The 17,175-nt window shown below is 60.9% G+C and carries 16 protein-coding genes; 8 read left to right on the forward strand and 8 right to left on the reverse strand.

Annotated elements, in window-relative coordinates; genetic code table 11:
* Window positions 1-110 precede the first annotated feature (110 nt).
* From ACR0NY_RS05300 to ACR0NY_RS05320, 5 genes are all read left to right on the forward strand, one after another.
* On the forward strand, window positions 111-1,430 hold the full coding sequence (locus tag ACR0NY_RS05300) for a glutamine synthetase family protein (protein WP_170368724.1): 1,320 nt from the start codon (window positions 111-113) through the stop codon (window positions 1,428-1,430).
* A gap of 58 nt (window positions 1,431-1,488) precedes the next feature.
* Window positions 1,489-2,169 carry a type 1 glutamine amidotransferase gene (locus ACR0NY_RS05305; protein ID WP_170337836.1) on the forward strand — a complete coding sequence of 227 codons (681 nt, stop codon included), beginning with the start codon at window positions 1,489-1,491 and terminating at the stop codon, window positions 2,167-2,169.
* Window positions 2,169-3,527 carry a glutamine synthetase family protein gene (locus tag ACR0NY_RS05310; RefSeq protein WP_170368725.1) on the forward strand — a complete coding sequence of 453 codons (1,359 nt, stop codon included), beginning with the start codon at window positions 2,169-2,171 and terminating at the stop codon, window positions 3,525-3,527. The genes ACR0NY_RS05305 and ACR0NY_RS05310 overlap by 1 nt, the downstream gene beginning before the upstream one ends.
* Before the next feature lie 12 nt (window positions 3,528-3,539).
* Window positions 3,540-4,844 (forward strand): NAD(P)/FAD-dependent oxidoreductase, encoded by a 1,305-nt coding sequence (locus ACR0NY_RS05315; protein WP_170368726.1) that lies wholly within the window; start codon window positions 3,540-3,542, stop codon window positions 4,842-4,844.
* Between the two features lie 111 nt (window positions 4,845-4,955).
* A complete protein-coding gene (locus tag ACR0NY_RS05320; protein WP_170368727.1) occupies window positions 4,956-6,170 on the forward strand; it encodes a DegT/DnrJ/EryC1/StrS family aminotransferase in 1,215 nt (404 codons plus the stop codon).
* A 48-nt stretch (window positions 6,171-6,218) separates the two neighbouring features.
* Here ACR0NY_RS05320 and phaR read toward each other — a convergent pair whose 3' ends face one another.
* From phaR to ACR0NY_RS05335, 3 genes are all read right to left on the reverse strand, one after another.
* On the reverse strand, window positions 6,219-6,773 hold the full coding sequence (gene phaR / locus ACR0NY_RS05325) for a polyhydroxyalkanoate synthesis repressor PhaR (RefSeq protein ID WP_170363106.1): 555 nt from the start codon (window positions 6,771-6,773) through the stop codon (window positions 6,219-6,221).
* 136 nt (window positions 6,774-6,909) lie between these two features.
* Window positions 6,910-7,356, reverse strand: a complete 447-nt coding sequence (locus tag ACR0NY_RS05330; protein WP_170338288.1) for a phasin, PhaP — start codon at window positions 7,354-7,356, stop codon at window positions 6,910-6,912.
* A 129-nt stretch (window positions 7,357-7,485) separates the two neighbouring features.
* Window positions 7,486-9,288, reverse strand: a complete 1,803-nt coding sequence (locus ACR0NY_RS05335; protein WP_170368728.1) for a PHA/PHB synthase family protein — start codon at window positions 9,286-9,288, stop codon at window positions 7,486-7,488.
* A 111-nt stretch (window positions 9,289-9,399) separates the two neighbouring features.
* Between ACR0NY_RS05335 and phaZ the strand changes: the two genes are divergently transcribed.
* Both phaZ and ACR0NY_RS05345 read left to right on the forward strand, forming a co-directional pair.
* Window positions 9,400-10,671 (forward strand): polyhydroxyalkanoate depolymerase, encoded by a 1,272-nt coding sequence (gene phaZ, locus ACR0NY_RS05340; RefSeq protein ID WP_170337826.1) that lies wholly within the window; start codon window positions 9,400-9,402, stop codon window positions 10,669-10,671.
* Window positions 10,671-11,255: a DUF6151 family protein gene (locus ACR0NY_RS05345; protein WP_170368729.1), complete on the forward strand. Its 585-nt coding sequence runs from the start codon at window positions 10,671-10,673 to the stop codon at window positions 11,253-11,255. The genes phaZ and ACR0NY_RS05345 overlap by 1 nt, the downstream gene beginning before the upstream one ends.
* Here ACR0NY_RS05345 and ACR0NY_RS05350 read toward each other — a convergent pair.
* The 5 genes from ACR0NY_RS05350 to ACR0NY_RS05370 form a co-directional block, all read right to left on the reverse strand.
* Complete coding sequence (locus ACR0NY_RS05350; protein WP_170337822.1) at window positions 11,252-11,962, reverse strand: alpha/beta fold hydrolase; 711 nt, start codon at window positions 11,960-11,962, stop codon at window positions 11,252-11,254. The genes ACR0NY_RS05345 and ACR0NY_RS05350 overlap by 4 nt on opposite strands.
* An 84-nt stretch (window positions 11,963-12,046) precedes the next feature.
* Window positions 12,047-12,661 (reverse strand): hypothetical protein, encoded by a 615-nt coding sequence (locus tag ACR0NY_RS05355; protein ID WP_170368925.1) that lies wholly within the window; start codon window positions 12,659-12,661, stop codon window positions 12,047-12,049.
* A gap of 20 nt (window positions 12,662-12,681) precedes the next feature.
* A complete protein-coding gene (locus tag ACR0NY_RS05360) occupies window positions 12,682-13,107 on the reverse strand; it encodes a VOC family protein (protein WP_170368730.1) in 426 nt (141 codons plus the stop codon).
* Window positions 13,107-14,099, reverse strand: coding sequence for an alpha/beta hydrolase (locus tag ACR0NY_RS05365; protein WP_170337819.1), 993 nt, complete (start codon window positions 14,097-14,099; stop codon window positions 13,107-13,109). Before ACR0NY_RS05365 ends, ACR0NY_RS05360 begins: the two co-directional genes overlap by 1 nt.
* Window positions 14,099-14,848 carry an alpha/beta hydrolase gene (locus ACR0NY_RS05370; RefSeq protein WP_170337817.1) on the reverse strand — a complete coding sequence of 250 codons (750 nt, stop codon included), beginning with the start codon at window positions 14,846-14,848 and terminating at the stop codon, window positions 14,099-14,101. Before ACR0NY_RS05370 ends, ACR0NY_RS05365 begins: the two co-directional genes overlap by 1 nt.
* A gap of 219 nt (window positions 14,849-15,067) precedes the next feature.
* On the opposite strand from ACR0NY_RS05370, the gene thrS reads away from it, so the two are divergent.
* Complete coding sequence (thrS, locus tag ACR0NY_RS05375) at window positions 15,068-17,026, forward strand: threonine--tRNA ligase (RefSeq protein ID WP_170337815.1); 1,959 nt, start codon at window positions 15,068-15,070, stop codon at window positions 17,024-17,026.
* Window positions 17,027-17,175: the final 149 nt, after the last annotated feature.

Consider the following 17,175-nt stretch of genomic DNA (forward strand, 5'->3'; position numbering starts at 1 on the left):
TTTCGTTTTTCTGCCGCGCACGAGATCGCCACCGGAATAATTTGATCAAATATCGTGACAACATCCAAAAGCTCGACTAGGTTTGCCGCAACATACCGACGGAGCCCCAGATGGACCTTGCCGCCCTGCACACTTTTCGCGTCGCCGCCTGTGACCTGAACGGCCAGATGCGCGGCAAACGCGTGCCCCCATCTTACGCCGACAAGCTGGACAGCGGCGCGGTGCGCATGCCGTTTTCCGCGCTGAACGTCGATCTGTGGGGCGCCGATATCGAGGGCAGCCCGCTGGTGTTCGAAACCGGCGACGCCGATGGCGTACTGCGCCCGACCGAGCGCGGCCCGGTGCCGATGCCCTGGCTGACCACACCCACGGCGCTGGTGCCGATGTGCCTGTACGACGATCACGGCACCCCCTTTGCCAGCGACCCCCGCCACGCGCTGGCCGCAGTCCTGTCGCGCTATGCCCAGCGCGGATGGAAAGTTGTTGCCGCGACCGAGTTGGAGTTCACGCTGCTTGACTCCTCGGATGTGCAACCAAAGCCCCCGCACAATCCGGTCACCGGCCGTCGGCTACGCGGCGAGGCGGTGCTGTCGATGGCCGAAATGGACGCCTTCGACGCCTTCTTCACCGAGCTTTATGACGGGTGCGCCGAAATGGGGATTCCCGCCCAGACGGCAATTTCCGAAAGCGGCATCGGCCAGTTCGAGATCAACCTGAACCATCAGGATGCCATGCGCTGCGCCGATGATACGTGGCTTTTCAAGGCATTGACCCGTGGGCTGGCCCGCAAGCACGGCTTTACCGCGACCTTCATGGCCAAACCCTATGCCGATGATGCGGGGAACGGAATGCATGTTCACTTCTCGGTGCTGGATGACCAGGGTCGCAACGTCTTTGACAATGGCGGGCGTGAAGGGACCGAAATCCTGCGCTCTGCCGTCGCCGGCTGTCTGGCCGCCATGCCAGGCAGCACGCTGATCTTTGCTCCGCATGGCAATTCGTACACGCGGCTCGTGCCCGGAGCCCATGCTCCCACAGGCGCGGCTTGGGCCTATGAGAACCGGACCGCCGCGATCCGCATTCCGGGCGGTGCGCCCGCCGCCCGCCGGATCGAGCACCGCGTGGCCGGCGGCGACATCAACCCCTATCTGATGCTGGCCGCGGTTCTGGGCGCGGCTCTGATCGGCATCGAGGACGGCCTTCAACCCCCGCCCCCGATCACGGGAAATGCCTACGAGATCGAAGGGCTTCCGCAATTGGCAGGGGACTGGGATTCGGCCATTTCGGCATTCGAGACGGACCCGATCATCGCGCGCATCTTCTCCGGGGATCTGATCCGAAACATGGTGATGACCAAAAGGCAGGAATCCGCACGCTTTGCCGACATGGACCCCGACAGTCACTGGTTGAGCTATCTGGAGTCCGTATGATCCTCTTGCCCGTGGATCGAGACTCGGGTAGATTGAATTTGATCAAATTTGGTGACTCATGAAAATCGGCATACTGCAGACCGGCCACGCGCCCGAACCGCTGGAACGATCGTTCGGCGACTACGACCTGATGTTTCAACAGCTTCTGGACGGCAACGATTTCGAGTTCGTGACCTATGCGGTGGTGGATGATGTGTTCCCCGACAGCGCAAGCGACTGCGATGGATGGGTGATTACCGGCTCGCGTCATGGCGCCTACGAAGATCATCCGTGGATCCCCAAGCTCGAGCAATTGATCCGCGAGATCCAAGCGGCACGGAAACCGTTGATCGGGGTCTGCTTTGGCCATCAGATCATCGCTCAGGCGCTGGGCGGCAAGGTTGAAAAGTTCGACAAGGGTTGGGCGATCGGACGCACCGAGTATGACTATGACGGGCGCAAGGTTTCGTTGAACGCATGGCACCAGGATCAGGTGACGGCCTTGCCCGACGGCGCCCAGCTATTGGGTAGCAACGCGTTCTGCAAGAACGCTATGGTTGCCTACGGGGACACGATCTGGACGGTTCAGGCACATCCCGAATACTCCAACGATTTCATTCAGGGCCTCATGGAGACACGCGGTAAAGGCGTGGTGCCCGACGCCCTGATGGACGACGCAAAAACCCGATGGAACGCTCCGGATGACAACGCCAATATCGGGCGTTTCATGGCAGAGTTCCTGAAGAAAGAGAGGGCCTGATGGCCGACTGGACAGACCAACTTCCACAAGCAGCACGGGATTACATCGACGGGCACCGGCTGGACGAGGTCGAGTGCATCATCTCGGACCTGCCGGGGATTGCCCGCGGCAAGGCGGTTCCGGCATCGAAATTCGCCAAGCAGGCCTATTTCCATCTACCCGACAGCATTTTCTACCAAACCATCACTGGTGACTGGGGTGAGGCCGCGGGTGAGGATGGGTTCATCGAACGCGACATGATCCTCAAGCCCGATTTCAGCACGGCCTCGGCGGCACCGTGGACCGGTGACTGGACCCTTCAGGTGATCCATGACGCCTATGACCGCGACGGCGATCCGATTCCGTTCAGCCCGCGCAACGTGCTGAAACGCGTGGTCCAGCTGTACAAGGACAAAGGGTGGAAACCAGTTGTCGCGCCCGAGATGGAGTTCTTTCTGGTTGCCCGCAACGTGGACCCGGCCAAGGGGATCGAGCCGATGATGGGCCGCTCGGGCCGTCCGGCTGCCGCGCGGCAGGCCTATTCCATGACCGCCGTGGATGAATTCGGCCCCGTGATCGACGACATCTATGATTTCGCCGAGGCACAAGGGTTCGAGATCGACGGCATCACCCAGGAGGGCGGCGCCGGTCAGCTTGAGATCAACCTGCGCCATGGCGACCCGGTCAAGCTGGCCGACGAGGTGTTTTATTTCAAACGCCTGATCCGCGAGGCCGCGTTGCGTCACAACTGCTTTGCCACCTTCATGGCCAAACCGATCGAGGACGAGCCGGGATCGGCCATGCACATCCATCACTCGATCATCGACATGGAGACGGGCAAGAACCTGTTCTCGGGGCCTCAGGGCGGCGAGACGGACGCGTTCTACAACTTCATCGCCGGTCTGCAGCTGCACCTGCCCGCCGGGCTGGCGGTGATGGCGCCCTACGTCAACTCGTACCGGCGCTACGTCAAGGACCATGCCGCCCCGATCAACCTGGAATGGGCGCGCGACAATCGCACCACGGGGATACGTGTGCCGCTGTCGGGTCCCGACAGCCGCCGGGTGGAAAACCGCATCGCCGGGATGGATTGCAACCCCTATCTGGGCATCGCCGTGTCGCTGGCCTGTGGCTATCTTGGTCTGGTCAATCAGGACCGCCCGCGCCGTCAGTTCTATGGCGACGCTTACGAAGGTGACGGCGACATCCCGCAGGTCATGGGCAACGCGCTGGATCTGTTCGACGAGGCCGAAGCCTTGCATCAGGTTCTGGGCCCCGAGTTCGCACGGGTCTACAGCATCGTAAAACGCGCCGAGTACGAGGAGTTCCTGCAGGTGATTTCGCCGTGGGAGCGTGAACACCTGCTGCTGAACGTCTGAGCCATGTGCGCCATGAACCTGCTGTACAGCAATGACAAACGCGGCACCTACCCGCCCAGCTGGTATGCCGCCACCGCGCACCCGCGAACCCCGACCGAGCCGCTGCGCGGCGATGTCACTGCCGACGTTTGTGTCGTGGGTGGAGGGTATACGGGCCTTTCGACCGCGCTGCACCTGGCCGAGGCCGGTTTCAGGGTGGTCCTGCTTGAAGCGCATCGCGTGGGTTTCGGCGCCTCGGGGCGCAACGGCGGGCAACTGGGCAGCGCCCAGCGCATGGATCAGGAGGACCTGGAAAAGCTGGTCGGGCGCGACGACGCGGCCAAGCTGTGGGATCTGGCCGAAGACGCAAAGACGCTGGTCAAATCGCTGATCGAACGCCACGGCATCGATTGCGACTTGAAACCGGGCATCGCCACGCTGGGCTTCAGCGACGGCGAACGCGCCGAATTGCACGCCCACGCCAAGCACCTGAAATCCGTCTATGGCTATGACCAGATCGAGCTTCTGGATGCCGAAGCCGCGCGCGCGCTTTGTCCCTCGCCGGCCTATGCGGGCGGCTATCTGGACAGGGGCGCGGCCCATCTGCACCCGTTGAACTATGCGCTGGGTCTGGCCGAGGCCGCCTTGGCCGCCGGTCTGACGCTGCACGAAAACACCGAAGTACTGGGCATCGAAGAAGGCCCGCGCGTCACCGTTCGCACCGAACAGGGTTCGGTCACGGCCGACCATCTGGTTCTGGCCTGCAATGGCTATCTGGGCAACCTGAACCGCAAGGTCGCGGCGCGGGTCATGCCGATCAACAATTTCATCGCCGCGACCGAGCCGCTGGGCGCCGAGGCCGCAAAGGTTCTGACGCAGGACGTGGCGGTTGCCGACACGAAATTCGTGGTGAACTATTTCCGCCTCAGCGCCGATGGGCGGCTGTTGTTCGGCGGTGGCGAGAGCTATGGCTATCGTTTTCCGTCCGACATCGCCACCAAGGTCCGCAAACCGATGACCGAGATCTTTCCGCATCTGCGCGACGTGCGGATCGACTATGCCTGGGGCGGCACGCTGGCCATCACCATGCGGCGAATGCCCTACCTGACACGCCTGGCGCCGAACATCCTGTCGGCCTCGGGCTATTCCGGGCATGGGGTCGGCACTGCAACCCATGCCGGACAGTTGATGGCGCTGGCCATCCAGGGTCAGGCCGAAGGGTTCGACACGATGGCCCGCGTGCCCACTCTGCCCTTTCCTGGAGGCTCAGCCCTGCGCAACCCTCTGCTGGTGTTGGCAATGACATGGTATGCCATGCGTGATCGGCTGGGCCTTTGACCCGAGACTTGTGACAGTTCGGTGAAATTTCGCCCAACAGGCGAATGAAGACTTGGTTTGCTCAGCTTTTCATTTTATCTTTTCCAAAAATAGAATTTGGGATTATCAAAATTGACGCTGCCACCCAACGTCCATGACGCCGAACCCATCCCTACCGCCGCCAAAGACGCGATCGAGTCCCTGATGCAATCCGGGGACCTGTTCCGCTATACCGCGCCGCAGGACGCGCCGGTTGCTTTGCTTGAGGCAGAGTTCGCCGAGTTGCTGGGCAGCAAATACGCTCTGGCGGTGTCGTCCTGTTCGGCGGCTCTGTTCCTGTCGCTCAAGGCGCTGGGGCTGCCGCGGGACGCGCGGGTGCTGATCCCGGGCTTTACTTTTGCGGCGGTGCCTTCGTCGGTGGTGCATGCCGAATGCGTTCCGGTCCTGTGTGAGGTGGGCGACAATTACCGCATCGACATTGACGATTTCGCGACCAAGCTCGACGGCGTTCAGGCGGTGATCATCAGCCACATGCGCGGCCATACCTCGGACATGGATGCGATCATGGCGCTGTGCGACGCGCACGACATCCCGGTGATCGAGGACGCGGCCCATTCGCTGGGCACCACCTGGCACGGCCGCAACATCGGCACCATCGGCAAGGTGGGCTGTTTCTCGTTCCAGTCCTACAAGATGATCAACGCCGGTGAAGGGGGCATCCTTGTAACCGACGACGCCGACCTGGTCGCCCGCGCCGTGATCATGTCGGGCGCCTACGAGCACAACTGGAAGAAACACAAAGGCCCGCACGGCCAGAATACACCTGATCTGGAGCAAGCTTTTGCGCGATGGCAGAACAAGCTGCCGCTTTACAATCTGCGTATGAGCAACCTCAGCGCTGCGGTGATCCGCCCCCAACTGCCCGAACTGGCGCGGCGGGTGCGGGACGGGCTGGCCAACCACGATTATGTCGCGCAGCGCCTGAACAGCTCACCGCACATCCACGTACCCGACCCGCTGACACCGGAACGACGTGCGCCGGATTCGATCCAGTTCAACCTGGTCGATCTAAACAAAGACCAGATCAAGGCATTTGCCGCCGCCTCCGAGGGCCGTGGCGTCAAGGTGCAGGTCTTTGGTCTGAGCGAGGACAACGCCCGCGCCTTCTGGAACTGGCAGTTTCTGCCAGAGCAGGTCGAGCTGCCTCGAACGCGCGCAATGCTGATGTCGGCCTGTGACGTGCGCCTGCCGGTGCGCCTGACCCGCGCGGAACTGGATGTAATCGCCGACATCATCCTGGCCTCGGTCGGCGAGGTTACCGCGCCCGAAGTGGCCTTCGGTACCTGACCCCAACACCAGAAAGAAAAGGCCCGGGTTGTCCGGGCCTGTCTGGTATCAGCTGAGCTTGGAAAGCTTCTGCTGCAACTCGGCCAGTTGTTTCTTGATGTCGTCCAAGTCTTCTTTGGACTCGGACTTGCCTTCTTCGTCCTTGTCCGGCCCGGACCAATTACCCGACAGCCCGCCTGTCATGGCCTTCAGGAACGCCTGCTGCTGCGCCTGCATTGCTTCGAACCCGGGCATGCTGCTCATGGGGTTCATCGCATTCATGTTTTCCATCATCTTGGCCTGGCTTTCGCGCAGCATCTCAAAGCTGGATTGCAGGAATTGAGGCATCATGCCCCCGCCCGGCACCATGTAGCTGCGCACCAAGTCATTCAGCACGTTCACAGGCAGGACGTTTTCGCCCCGGCTTTCATGTTCGGCAATGATTTGAAGCAGATACTGTCGTGTCAGGTCATCCCCGGTTTTCAGGTCGATGATCTGAACCTCGCGTCCGTCGCGGATGAACCCAGCGATGTCCTCAAGCGTGACGTAGTCGCTGGTCTCGGTGTTATACAGCCGACGGCTGGCATACCGCTTGATCAGCAGAGGTTTATCTTTGTCCGACACCGTTTACCCTCCCCAAGGATGATGCGTTGCAGCAGAGGTTATGCGACTGCAGAACAAAAAGAAAGGGCAGGTCAATGGACCTGCCCTTAGCGATTGCACCAATTTGGGAGGGATGGGTGCGTTTCGCGGATCTTGCTTACTTGGCAGCCGTTGCTTTCTTGGCAGCAGCGGTCACTTCGTTGGTGGCTTTCTTGACGGCCGCGGTGGTTTCTTCCGCAGCTTCTTTGCCAGCAGCCATCAGCAGCTCGACAGTTTCCGACTGAACTTTCTTGGCGATTTCAGCGAAAGCAGCCAGGTTCTCGGCAGCAACTTCAGCCGAAGCGCTGGCGAAATCGGTTGCTGCTTTGGCGTAGTCGGCCGGCTCTGCTTTGGCTTTCGACATCTCGCTCAGCTTGGCCAAAGTTTCCTTGGTCCATTTGTTCGAGATTTCAGCCGATTTCTCGGCAGCTTCCAGAGCAACACCCGACAGCTTTTCGTTCAGCGAAGCGGTCGATTTGAATGCATTTTCAACGGCGGAGGTGTCCACCGGGAACGCGCCCATCATGTCTTTCATGATCGCGGTAAAGTCTTGGGTCTTTGCCATTGTCCTAATCCTTTCAGCCGGTCCGGGCCCACCCCGGGTTTCATCAGCTTGAGGACAATATGATTGCTGCGCCGCAGCATTTCAAGGTTTTTTTGCTGCGTCGCAGAATTTTTTAGTTTCAATGTGAAATCAAGGCTTTGGTTTGGCAACTACATAGGTTCCCGGCGCCGGAGCCAACGGTGGGTGGCTCGAATCACCCGGTTCGCGTGCCGGAACCTGCTTGCCAGACCGCTTCTTCAACCAAGCCTCCCAGCGTGGCCACCACGAGCCTTCGTGGAAGCTTGCCTCTTTCATCCAGGTATCGGCATCTGCCTTGAGATCGGGGTTGGTATAGTGACCGTATTTCTTTTTGCTGGGCGGATTGACGATGCCTGCAATATGTCCCGATTCCGAAACGATGAAGGTTTTGCTGCGCGACCCCATTTTCTGCACGCCGCGATAGCAGTCTTTCCAAGCGGCGATATGGTCCGTCTCGCAGGTGATCGCCATCAACGGCACATCCACGTCGCGGACATGCAGCTTGTGGCCCATCAATTCGAACCCGTCCGAGGCGAACTCGTTGCGCTGACACAAGCCACGTAAATACTGCACAGCCATTTTCGCGGGCAGGTTCGCGCCGTCCCCATTCCAGTACAACAGGTCAAAGGCGGGTGGCGTCTCGCCCAGCATGTAGCTGCGGATCGCCGGTCCATAGACCAGGTCGCGAGACCGAAGGAACGACATCGTGCGCGCCATGATCCATGACCGCAGCACACCTTCCTTGTTCACCTCTTCCTCGATCCCGTCGATGAAATCATTCTGCAGGAACGGGGTAAACTCGCCCTGATCCGAAAAATCGGTCAGCGCCGTGAAGAACGTGGCGGATTTGATTGACTTGTCACCGCGCTGTTTCAAAAGAGACAGAGTGAGGCTCAAGGTCGTGCCGGCAATACAATACCCGACCGTATTGACCTGTTTGACCTTGCAGATCTTCTTGGCCTCTTCGACCGCCGCCAGGAATCCGTCCTGAACGTAGTCTTCCATTCCCGTTTCGGCATAGCTGTCATCCGGATTGACCCAGCTGACGACGAACAAGGTATAGCCCTGATCGGTGATCCACTTGATCAGACTGTTCTGTGCCTTCAGATCCAGAATGTAGAACTTGTTGATCCAAGGCGGGAACAGAACGACGGGGGTTTCATACACCGTCTCGGTCGCAGGACTGTACTGGATCAGTTCCATCATTCGATTTCGATAGACGACTTCGCCGGGCGTTGTGGCCAGGTTGCCGCCCACCTTGAACGCGTTTTCATCCGCCAGCTTGACGATCAACTCGCCATCATTCGCTTCGAGATCGGCAACAAGATTCTCCAGCCCTTGGATCAGCGACTGGCCATCGGTTTCGATCGCCTTCTGCAGAGCGTCGGGGTTGGTCGGCAGGAAATTCGTTGGCGACATCATGTCGACAATCTGCTGCGAGAAGTATTTCAGCCGCCGCTTGTCCTTGGCGTCCAAGTCCTCGACCGACTCCACCGCGTTCGCGATGGCTTCGGCATTGGTCAAGTATTGCTGGCGGACGAGACGGAAATATGGGTTCGTATCCCAAAGCGGGTTCGAGAAGCGTTTATCCTTGCTCGGAGCCTCGTCCGCTTCGCCTTCGCCGGCCAGCAGGGCCTGCTGCGCCGCAGCAAAATTCAGGACGGACTTGCCCCAGTATTCCAGCTGCTGTTCCAACAACTTGGCCGGATTCTGCAGGGCCTCGGCCCAATAAGCTGTTGCTGCTCTTGCAAAAAGTTCCTGATTCGGGCCGTCCAGCGCGGGAGTATGAGCTTTTTTCGACGCCATCACCTCGATCAGCCGCTTGGACAGATCTTCGACTTTCAGCATATTTTCCTTAAGGCGTTCAACGTGTTCGTCGCTTAAGTCGGGCATGTGGCCTTCACTTGTTGTCATTTTAACAAATCCCCCCTAACCTCGCTGCTGTGCAGAATATCGTCGTGGGCACCGGGGGGCAAAGCGACGAATGGTCCGAACTCTCAGGCTGACATTTAGGAGGCCATTCCCGTGCGTTACATGATGACCTACGACCTGATGGAAACCATGCGCAACACCAACCAATGGCTTGGTGCAACCGCAAGCGCGATGGCGTCCTACCCCCAGTTTTCCATGATCCCCAACCCGGCATTCAACTGGATGGCCGCGTGGGGCGAAGTAACCGAACGCACGTTTCAACGCATGGTCGTGAAACCCGATTGGGGTATCCGAACGTTTACCTGCGAAGACGGCAAAGATCATCTGGTGGATGTCACCTCCGTGCTTGAACGCCCGTTTGGCGATCTGGTCCACTTTCGCGTGAATGGCCGCAAAGAGCAACCGCGCAAGGTGCTGTTGGTTGCGCCGATGTCCGGACACTACGCCACCCTGCTGCGCTCGACCGTGAAGAGCCTGCTGGTCAATTGCGAAGTCTACGTGACCGATTGGCATAACGCGCGCGACATCCCCGTGTCCGAAGGCAAGTTCGATGTCGAGGACTACACCCTGTACCTTGTCGATTTCATGAAGGAGCTGGGGCCGGACACGCATGTCGTCGCTGTCTGCCAGCCCGCGCCACTGACCCTCGCGGCGACGGCGTACCTTGCCGAAACCGACCCCAAGGCGCAGCCCAGCACGCTGACGCTGATCGGTGGCCCGGTTGACCCTGATGCAACCCCGACCGAAGTCACCGATTTCGGCCGCCGAGTGACCATGGGCCAGCTTGAGGAAACGATGATCCAGCGGGTGGGCTTCAAGTACAAGGGCGTGGGACGCATGGTTTATCCCGGGCTTCTTCAATTGGCATCCTTCATGTCGATGAATGCCGAGCGCCACGGCAAGGCGTTCTCCGACCAGATCCAGCGCGTCATGCGGGGTGAGGCGTCGGATCATGACGCCCACAACCGTTTCTACGATGAATATCTGGCCGTGATGGACATGACGGCAGAGTTCTACCTCTCGACGGTCGAGCGGGTGTTCAAGAACCGTGAGATCGCCCGGAATGAGTTCATCGTGGCTGGCCACAAAGTCGACATCGGCAAAATCACCGATGTGGCGGTCAAGACGGTCGAAGGCGCCAATGACGACATCTCGGCCCCTGGTCAGTGTATCGCGGCGCTGGACTTGTGCACCGGCCTGCCCGACAGCAAAAAGGCCAGCCATGTCGAACCCGGCGCGGGCCACTACGGTATCTTCGCCGGACGCAGTTGGCGGGACAATATCCGCCCGCTGGTCATAGACTTCATGAACGAAAACAGCCGCAAACCGCGCCGCCGTGCTGCCAACAGCAACAAAGTTGCTTGATGTCCGCAGACCCGGCCCCCGCCCTTCCGTTCGCCTGCAACTGCGGCGAGGTTATCGGCGAGATCACGACCAAGGGGGTGTCCAGCGGCACCCATGTCGTCTGTTTCTGCCCAGATTGCCGCGCCGGACAGCTGTATTTTGGCCAACCTGACCCCGCACCCGGGCCGGTCGACATTTTTCAGATGTCGCCCGAATATATCCGCATCACGAAAGGCGCCGAGAACCTGGCCGTGATGCGGCTGGGCCCCAAAGGTCTGTTTCGATGGTACGCCAAATGCTGCAACGCGCCTGTGGCGACCACCACCAGCAGCATGAAATTCCCCTTTGCTGGTTTTGATGTCGCCAGGTTTTCCGATCCATCCCCTCTGGGGCCGGTGAAGACCCGCGCCCATGTTCCGCAGGCGAATGGGAAATGGAAGCACGAGAATGTGGCTCCTGCTGTTCTCGGCATGATCCGCAGAGTCATTTCGGCGCGCCTTTCCGGTCGTTGGAAGCAAACTCCGTTCTTCGACATCGCAACAGGCAAGCCGGTTGTGGCTCCGCATGTCATCACCCTTGAAGAACGCAAGGCGCTGTACGACTAGAAAGCCCGCACGGGTATGTTCAACCAATCGGACAGCGCGTCCGTGGTTTCACCCGGCGCCTCAAGCGTTGGAAGATGCCCTGCCATGTCCACCACATGCAAGGCGGCCCCGGGGATCAGCTCGGCCATGAAACTGTGTTTTCTGACCGGCGTCAAAGTGTCGTGTGCCCCGCACAGAACCAAGGTCGGCACCTTTATCCTCCGCAGGGTGCCCTGCTGATCCGGGCGGCGCTGCAGAGCGCGCATTTGGCGCACGAACAGGTCCGGCCCCAGCTCCAGCGCCATTTCCAGCATGTGGTTCAATATCGGAATCCGCTGCGGTCCGGGGGCCAGAGTGTCCGAGCCCAGAACCTTGCGCATGACATCCTCAAGACGGCCAGCCTGCGCCGCAACGATCAGCTCTTCGCGGTCGGCTGCGATCTGGGGGGTATCGGCCTGCGCATCCGTCGCCATGAGGCAAAGGCGGGTCACGCGTTCCGGGGCGCGGCGCACCAGTTCCAGCGCGACAATGCCCCCCATGCTCAGACCAGCCAACGCAAAGCGGTGCGGCAACTGGTCCAAAAGCGCCGAGGCAATCTCCTCGATCCGATCACCGCCGCCGATCGGCGCGACCATCACCGGCCGGGTCTGAGACAGCCGGGTTGTCTGCGGCTGAAACAGCCGAGCATCGCACATCAATCCTGGCAGCAAGACCAGCGGCTCGATCACGCAGGGCCTCCTTGTACTGGCCGATCGGCTCGGCCGTTTTGTTGATCAGGATGAGAGTTTCGGCGCAGACGGGCAAGAAAAACTTTAAGGATAGCGGATTACGCGAAATTCGGGAAAGTCCGCATAGCGCCGACGGCGTTCGCTCAGAGTCTCATCCGGATCGGCGCCGGCCCGGAGCAGGCTGCCACGCGGCGCAATGTAGCTGTCGATCCGGCGCAGCGGGGTGGGCCGCCACACCAGGTTGAAGGCGCAAAGTTTGGGAAAGAACCAGATCTCGGAATAATCCAGATGATCGTGCATCCACCAGGCCAGATCGCGCCAGTCCCGGCCTTGTGCGTAACGGTCGGCAAACCATGGGATCACGATCGAGGCTCCGGCAATTCGCGCCTCGCCTGTGCCGCGGTCCCAGATGTGGCATTCAAGGGGATGATCATTGCGCGCGCAGTTCAACTTGTTCTCGTTTCCAAACCGGTTCAGCGAGGGTGACCGGTATCCAGACCGGACGGCAACACGCCCGAATGTTTCCTCCAACGGGTCCAGAAGGGTTTCGCAGAATGCACGGCCGGTTTCGATGGCCAGATCCGGGTTGTCCGGCAGGTTCTGTTTTTCGTGAAAGTTCCCGATCTCGGAATAAAGGAATTCGCGCATGAAGAAATGGCGCGACAGGCGCACGCGGCCGAGGGTCTCGAGGCTCCACATGCTGCCCGGTCTGCGCATATTCAGTACCCGTTCCAACGAAAGGCCCCATCCGGCGCAAGGGCCGAGTGCGGGTTGAACGCAACTTCCCAGATCGTGCCATCCGGTGCCCGAAAGTACCCATGGTGCCCGCCCCAGAACACGTCTGAGGCTGGTTTCAGGATTTCGGCCCCCGCTGCCTCGGCAGCGTGCAACAGTTCAGCGACACCCTCCTTGGATCGGCAATTGTGGCTGAGCGTCATCGCGCCGCGCCCCAGGTTTTCAACGCCAACCCCGATTTCTTCGGCCAGAGCGGTCAATGGGTACAGACCCAGCGTCTGGCCGATCAGGTCAAAAACGATCACCCCGTCCGGGCTGTCGGTGCGGCGCCAGCCCAACGCCTCGTAAAAGCGGGCTGCGGCTTCGGGATCTTCGGCCCCGATCGTGATCAGGCTGACGCGTTGCTCCATCACTCTACCCCCAAACCGTTCAGCCATTGCAGAATACCCGCCACCGTCGCATCGGTCTGCCCCGGCGACATCAGCCGTCCGGCAATGACGTGCGATTGCGGGTCGTCACCCGGCCCCATGGTTACGGTCTGAACGGTCGCAGGTGCCCCCCAGTCTTCTGCAACTTTGTGAGTCAGGTCGGGCCGAACCACCTGATCGTCATCCGAGAACCAGAACAGAGCCGGCACCAGTGCACCCGAAAAATCCAGCGCGTCGACGGTATCCACCAGAACAGACATCGGAACCACCGCCTCCCACGGATAAGAGGACGACCAGTACAGGTTCTTTTCCGGATCAGGGCCCGACACGTCGCGGGTTTCCCCCATCAGCAACGGCAGCCAGCTGCGCGCCCAAGGCAGTGATGGTATCCAGGATCCGGCCGCCTGCACCCCGAAATTGGGCGAGATGAACACCATCCCGACCACGTCCTTGCTCAGCTCGGGGTCCAGCGCCGCGGCTGCCGCCAGGGTTCCCCCGGTCGAGGTCGAGATCACGATAACCGTGTCGCCCACCGCGCGGGCGGCGGCCAGACCTTCGGCCATGTCCTGCATCCAGCCCGAGGCCGTCCCTTCGGCCATTGCCAACCCGTCGCGCCCGTGCCCCTGCAGGCGCGTATAGACAAGATTGGCCCCCAGCGCTTCGGCGATCCTGTCGGGCACCGGGCGGATTTCCTCGGACGAGGCCGAGAACCCGTGCACATAGAGCACCGAATATGGCGCGCGACGTTCCTTGAACCCGTCCTGCCAGATCACCCGCTTTTCGACACCCGGTACGATGTCGTCATAGGCGGACTCGATGCTTTCGAAATAGACCTGAACCCCCTCGCCGAACTTGCGCGGATCGAACCGCGGGTGCAGATCCACTTCTTCGCGCGGGCCGAACCAGTAGATCAGCCCGCCGACCACCACCAACGCCAGCAAGGCCCGCCCGAGAAACCGCCCCAGCCGCCGCATCAGTTTGTCCCCATCACGTCGCGAACCGCATCCTCGATCAGCCCCAGGCACGGCCCGTCCGAGAACCGGTGATCCGCATCCTTGACCAGCAACAACCGCATGTCCGGACCGCTGGCATGGTCGAGCAGCCGTACAGCGGTGTCGACCGAAACCGCCGTATCCGCCGTGCCTTGCAGAAACCGTACCGGGAACGGCAGGTTCAACGGCGACCGCAATACCAGCCGCGTCCGCCCATCTTCGATCATCCGCTTGGTGATGATGTAGGGCTCCATGTAGTCCGAAGGCAGTTCAACGTGCCCGACCGTCTCCAACGCCTCTTTCTGCGCGTCTGTGAACGAGGCCCAATAGCCGTCCTCGGTGAAATCCGGCGCCGCCGCGATGGTGACCATGCCGGCGATCCGCTCGGGCATGGCCCGCGCCAGCAGCAACGCCTGCCAGCCGCCCATGGACGAACCCACCACAATCAACGGCCCTTCGGTCAGCGCTGAAACCGCCGCAACCGTGTCTTCATGCCAATCCCCGATGCACCCTTCCTCGAACCGGCCGGAGCTTTCCCCGTGCCCGGAATAGTCGAACCGCAAGTAGGCCTGCCCACGCGCCCGCGCCCAGTCCTCCAGATGCACCGCCTTGGTGCCCTCCATGTCCGACTTGAGGCCACCCAGAAAAACGACCGCGGGCCCTGTCCCTTCGCTCTTATGATAGGCCAGCCGCCGCCCCTGCGGCGTTTCCAGAAATGTCGTTGCTGCCATGAAATCCTCACATGCTTTTCCAGCATCATGCACGCGCCGCGCCCAAGTGCAATTCCCGCCCCTCCGTCATCTGGAGGCAGATATCCCGCGGCACGCCAGGAGCAGAGCCCTCTGCCCGCCAACGCTTGACACGGACACCACCAACTGCCAAACGGACCCGACACCATAACCCGCAACCGGGCGTTCAGTGGGCGCCAAACCGACGAGGAGAGCCAGACCATGGCCTTGGATTCAAAATCCGTCTCTCTTACCTTCCCCGATGGCAATTCCCGATCCTACGCGGCAGGCGTTACGCCGGCCGAGGTCGCGGCCGACATCTCCACCTCGCTGGCGAAAAAGGCCATCTCGGCCACCGTCAACGGCCAGCACTGGGACCTGCAGTGGCCCATCGAACAGGATGCCGAAATCGCTCTCCATACGATGAAGGACGAGGCCCAGGCCAACGAACTGATCCGCCACGACTTTGCCCACGTGATGGCCCGCGCGGTGCAGGAAATCTGGCCTGACACCAAGGTCACCATCGGCCCGGTCATCGAAAACGGCTGGTACTACGACTTTGACCGCTCGGAACCCTTCACGCCCGAAGATCTCGGCCTCATCGAAAAAAAGATGAAAGAGATCATCAACAAGCGCGATCCCGTCACCACCGAGATCTGGGACCGCGAGCGTGCCATCGCGTTCTACAAGGCCAACAACGAGCCCTACAAGGTCGAGCTGATCGAGGCGATCCCGGGTGACGAGCCGGTGCGCATGTATTGGCACGGCCACTGGCAGGACCTGTGCCGCGGTCCGCACCTGCAGCATACCGGCCAACTGCCCGGTGACGCCTTCAAGCTGATGTCGATCGCCGGCGCCTACTGGCGCGGCGACAGCAACCGCCCGATGCTGCAACGCATCTACGGCGTGGCCTTCACCGGCAAGGAAAAGCTGAAGGCGCACCTGCACATGCTGGAAGAGGCCGCCAAGCGCGACCACCGCAAGCTGGGCCGCGAGATGGACCTGTTCCACATGCAGGAAGAGGCCCCTGGCCAGATCTTCTGGCACCCCAACGGCTGGACCATCTACACCACGCTGCAGGACTATATGCGGCGTGCCCAGCACCGAGGCGGCTATGTCGAGGTCAACACCCCGCAGGTGGTCGACCGCAAGCTTTGGGAACGCTCGGGCCACTGGGACAAGTACCAGGAAAACATGTTCATCGTCGAAGTTGACGAGGAACACGCCCGCGAAAAGGCCGTGAACGCGCTCAAGCCGATGAACTGTCCCTGCCACGTGGAAATCTTCAAGCAGGGCCTGAAATCCTATCGCGACCTGCCGCTGCGCATGGCCGAGTTCGGATCCTGCGCGCGCTACGAACCCTCGGGCGCGCTGCATGGCATCATGCGGGTCCGCGGCTTTGCCCAGGACGACGCGCATATCTTCTCGACCGAGGACCAGATCGGCGACGAATGTGCCCGCTTCATCGGGTTTCTGACCGATGTCTACAAGGATCTGGGCTTTGACAGTTTCAAGGTCAAATTCTCGGACCGCCCCGAACAGCGCGCCGGCTCGGACGAGGTCTGGGACAAGGCCGAAGAGGCCCTGCTGACCGCCACCCGCGCAGCAGGGGTCGAGCCGGAACTGAACCCCGGCGAAGGTGCCTTCTATGGGCCGAAACTGGAATTCGTCCTGACCGACGCGATCGGGCGTGACTGGCAATGCGGCACCTTCCAGGTGGATTTCGTCCTGCCCGAACGGCTGGACGCCACCTATATCGGCGCCGATGGTGCCAAACACCGTCCGGTGATGCTGCACCGCGCCTGCCTGGGATCGTTCGAACGGTTCATCGGCATCCTGATCGAAGAACACGCCGGCAAACTTCCTTTCTGGCTGGCGCCGCGCCAGGTCGTCGTGGCCTCGATCACCTCCGAGGCCGATGACTATGTTCTGGAAGTGGTCGAAACGCTCAAGGCTGCCGGTGTCCGGGCCGAGGCCGACATCCGCAACGAGAAGATCAACTACAAGGTCCGCGAACATTCGGTCGGCAAGGTGCCAGTGATCCTGGCCGTCGGCCACCGCGAGGTCGAGGAGCGCACCGTCAGTGTGCGCCGCCTTGGCGAGAAGCAGACCCAGGTCCAGCCGCTTGACGCTGTAACAAAAGAGCTGGCGCACGCGGCCACGCCCCCTGATCTTCTGTAACAATCGGCACAGTCTTGCCGCCGATCCGGCCCCCAGCACGGGGCCGGAATGAAACATTTCTGGATTTCCTAATTTATAACAGTGTGTTAACTTGCAAGGGGCATTAACGCTCGCTGACACAGCCGTGAGACACGGGCTCGTGAATTCAA

It is taken from the genome of Ruegeria sp. BJ5 (genome assembly GCF_056537865.1).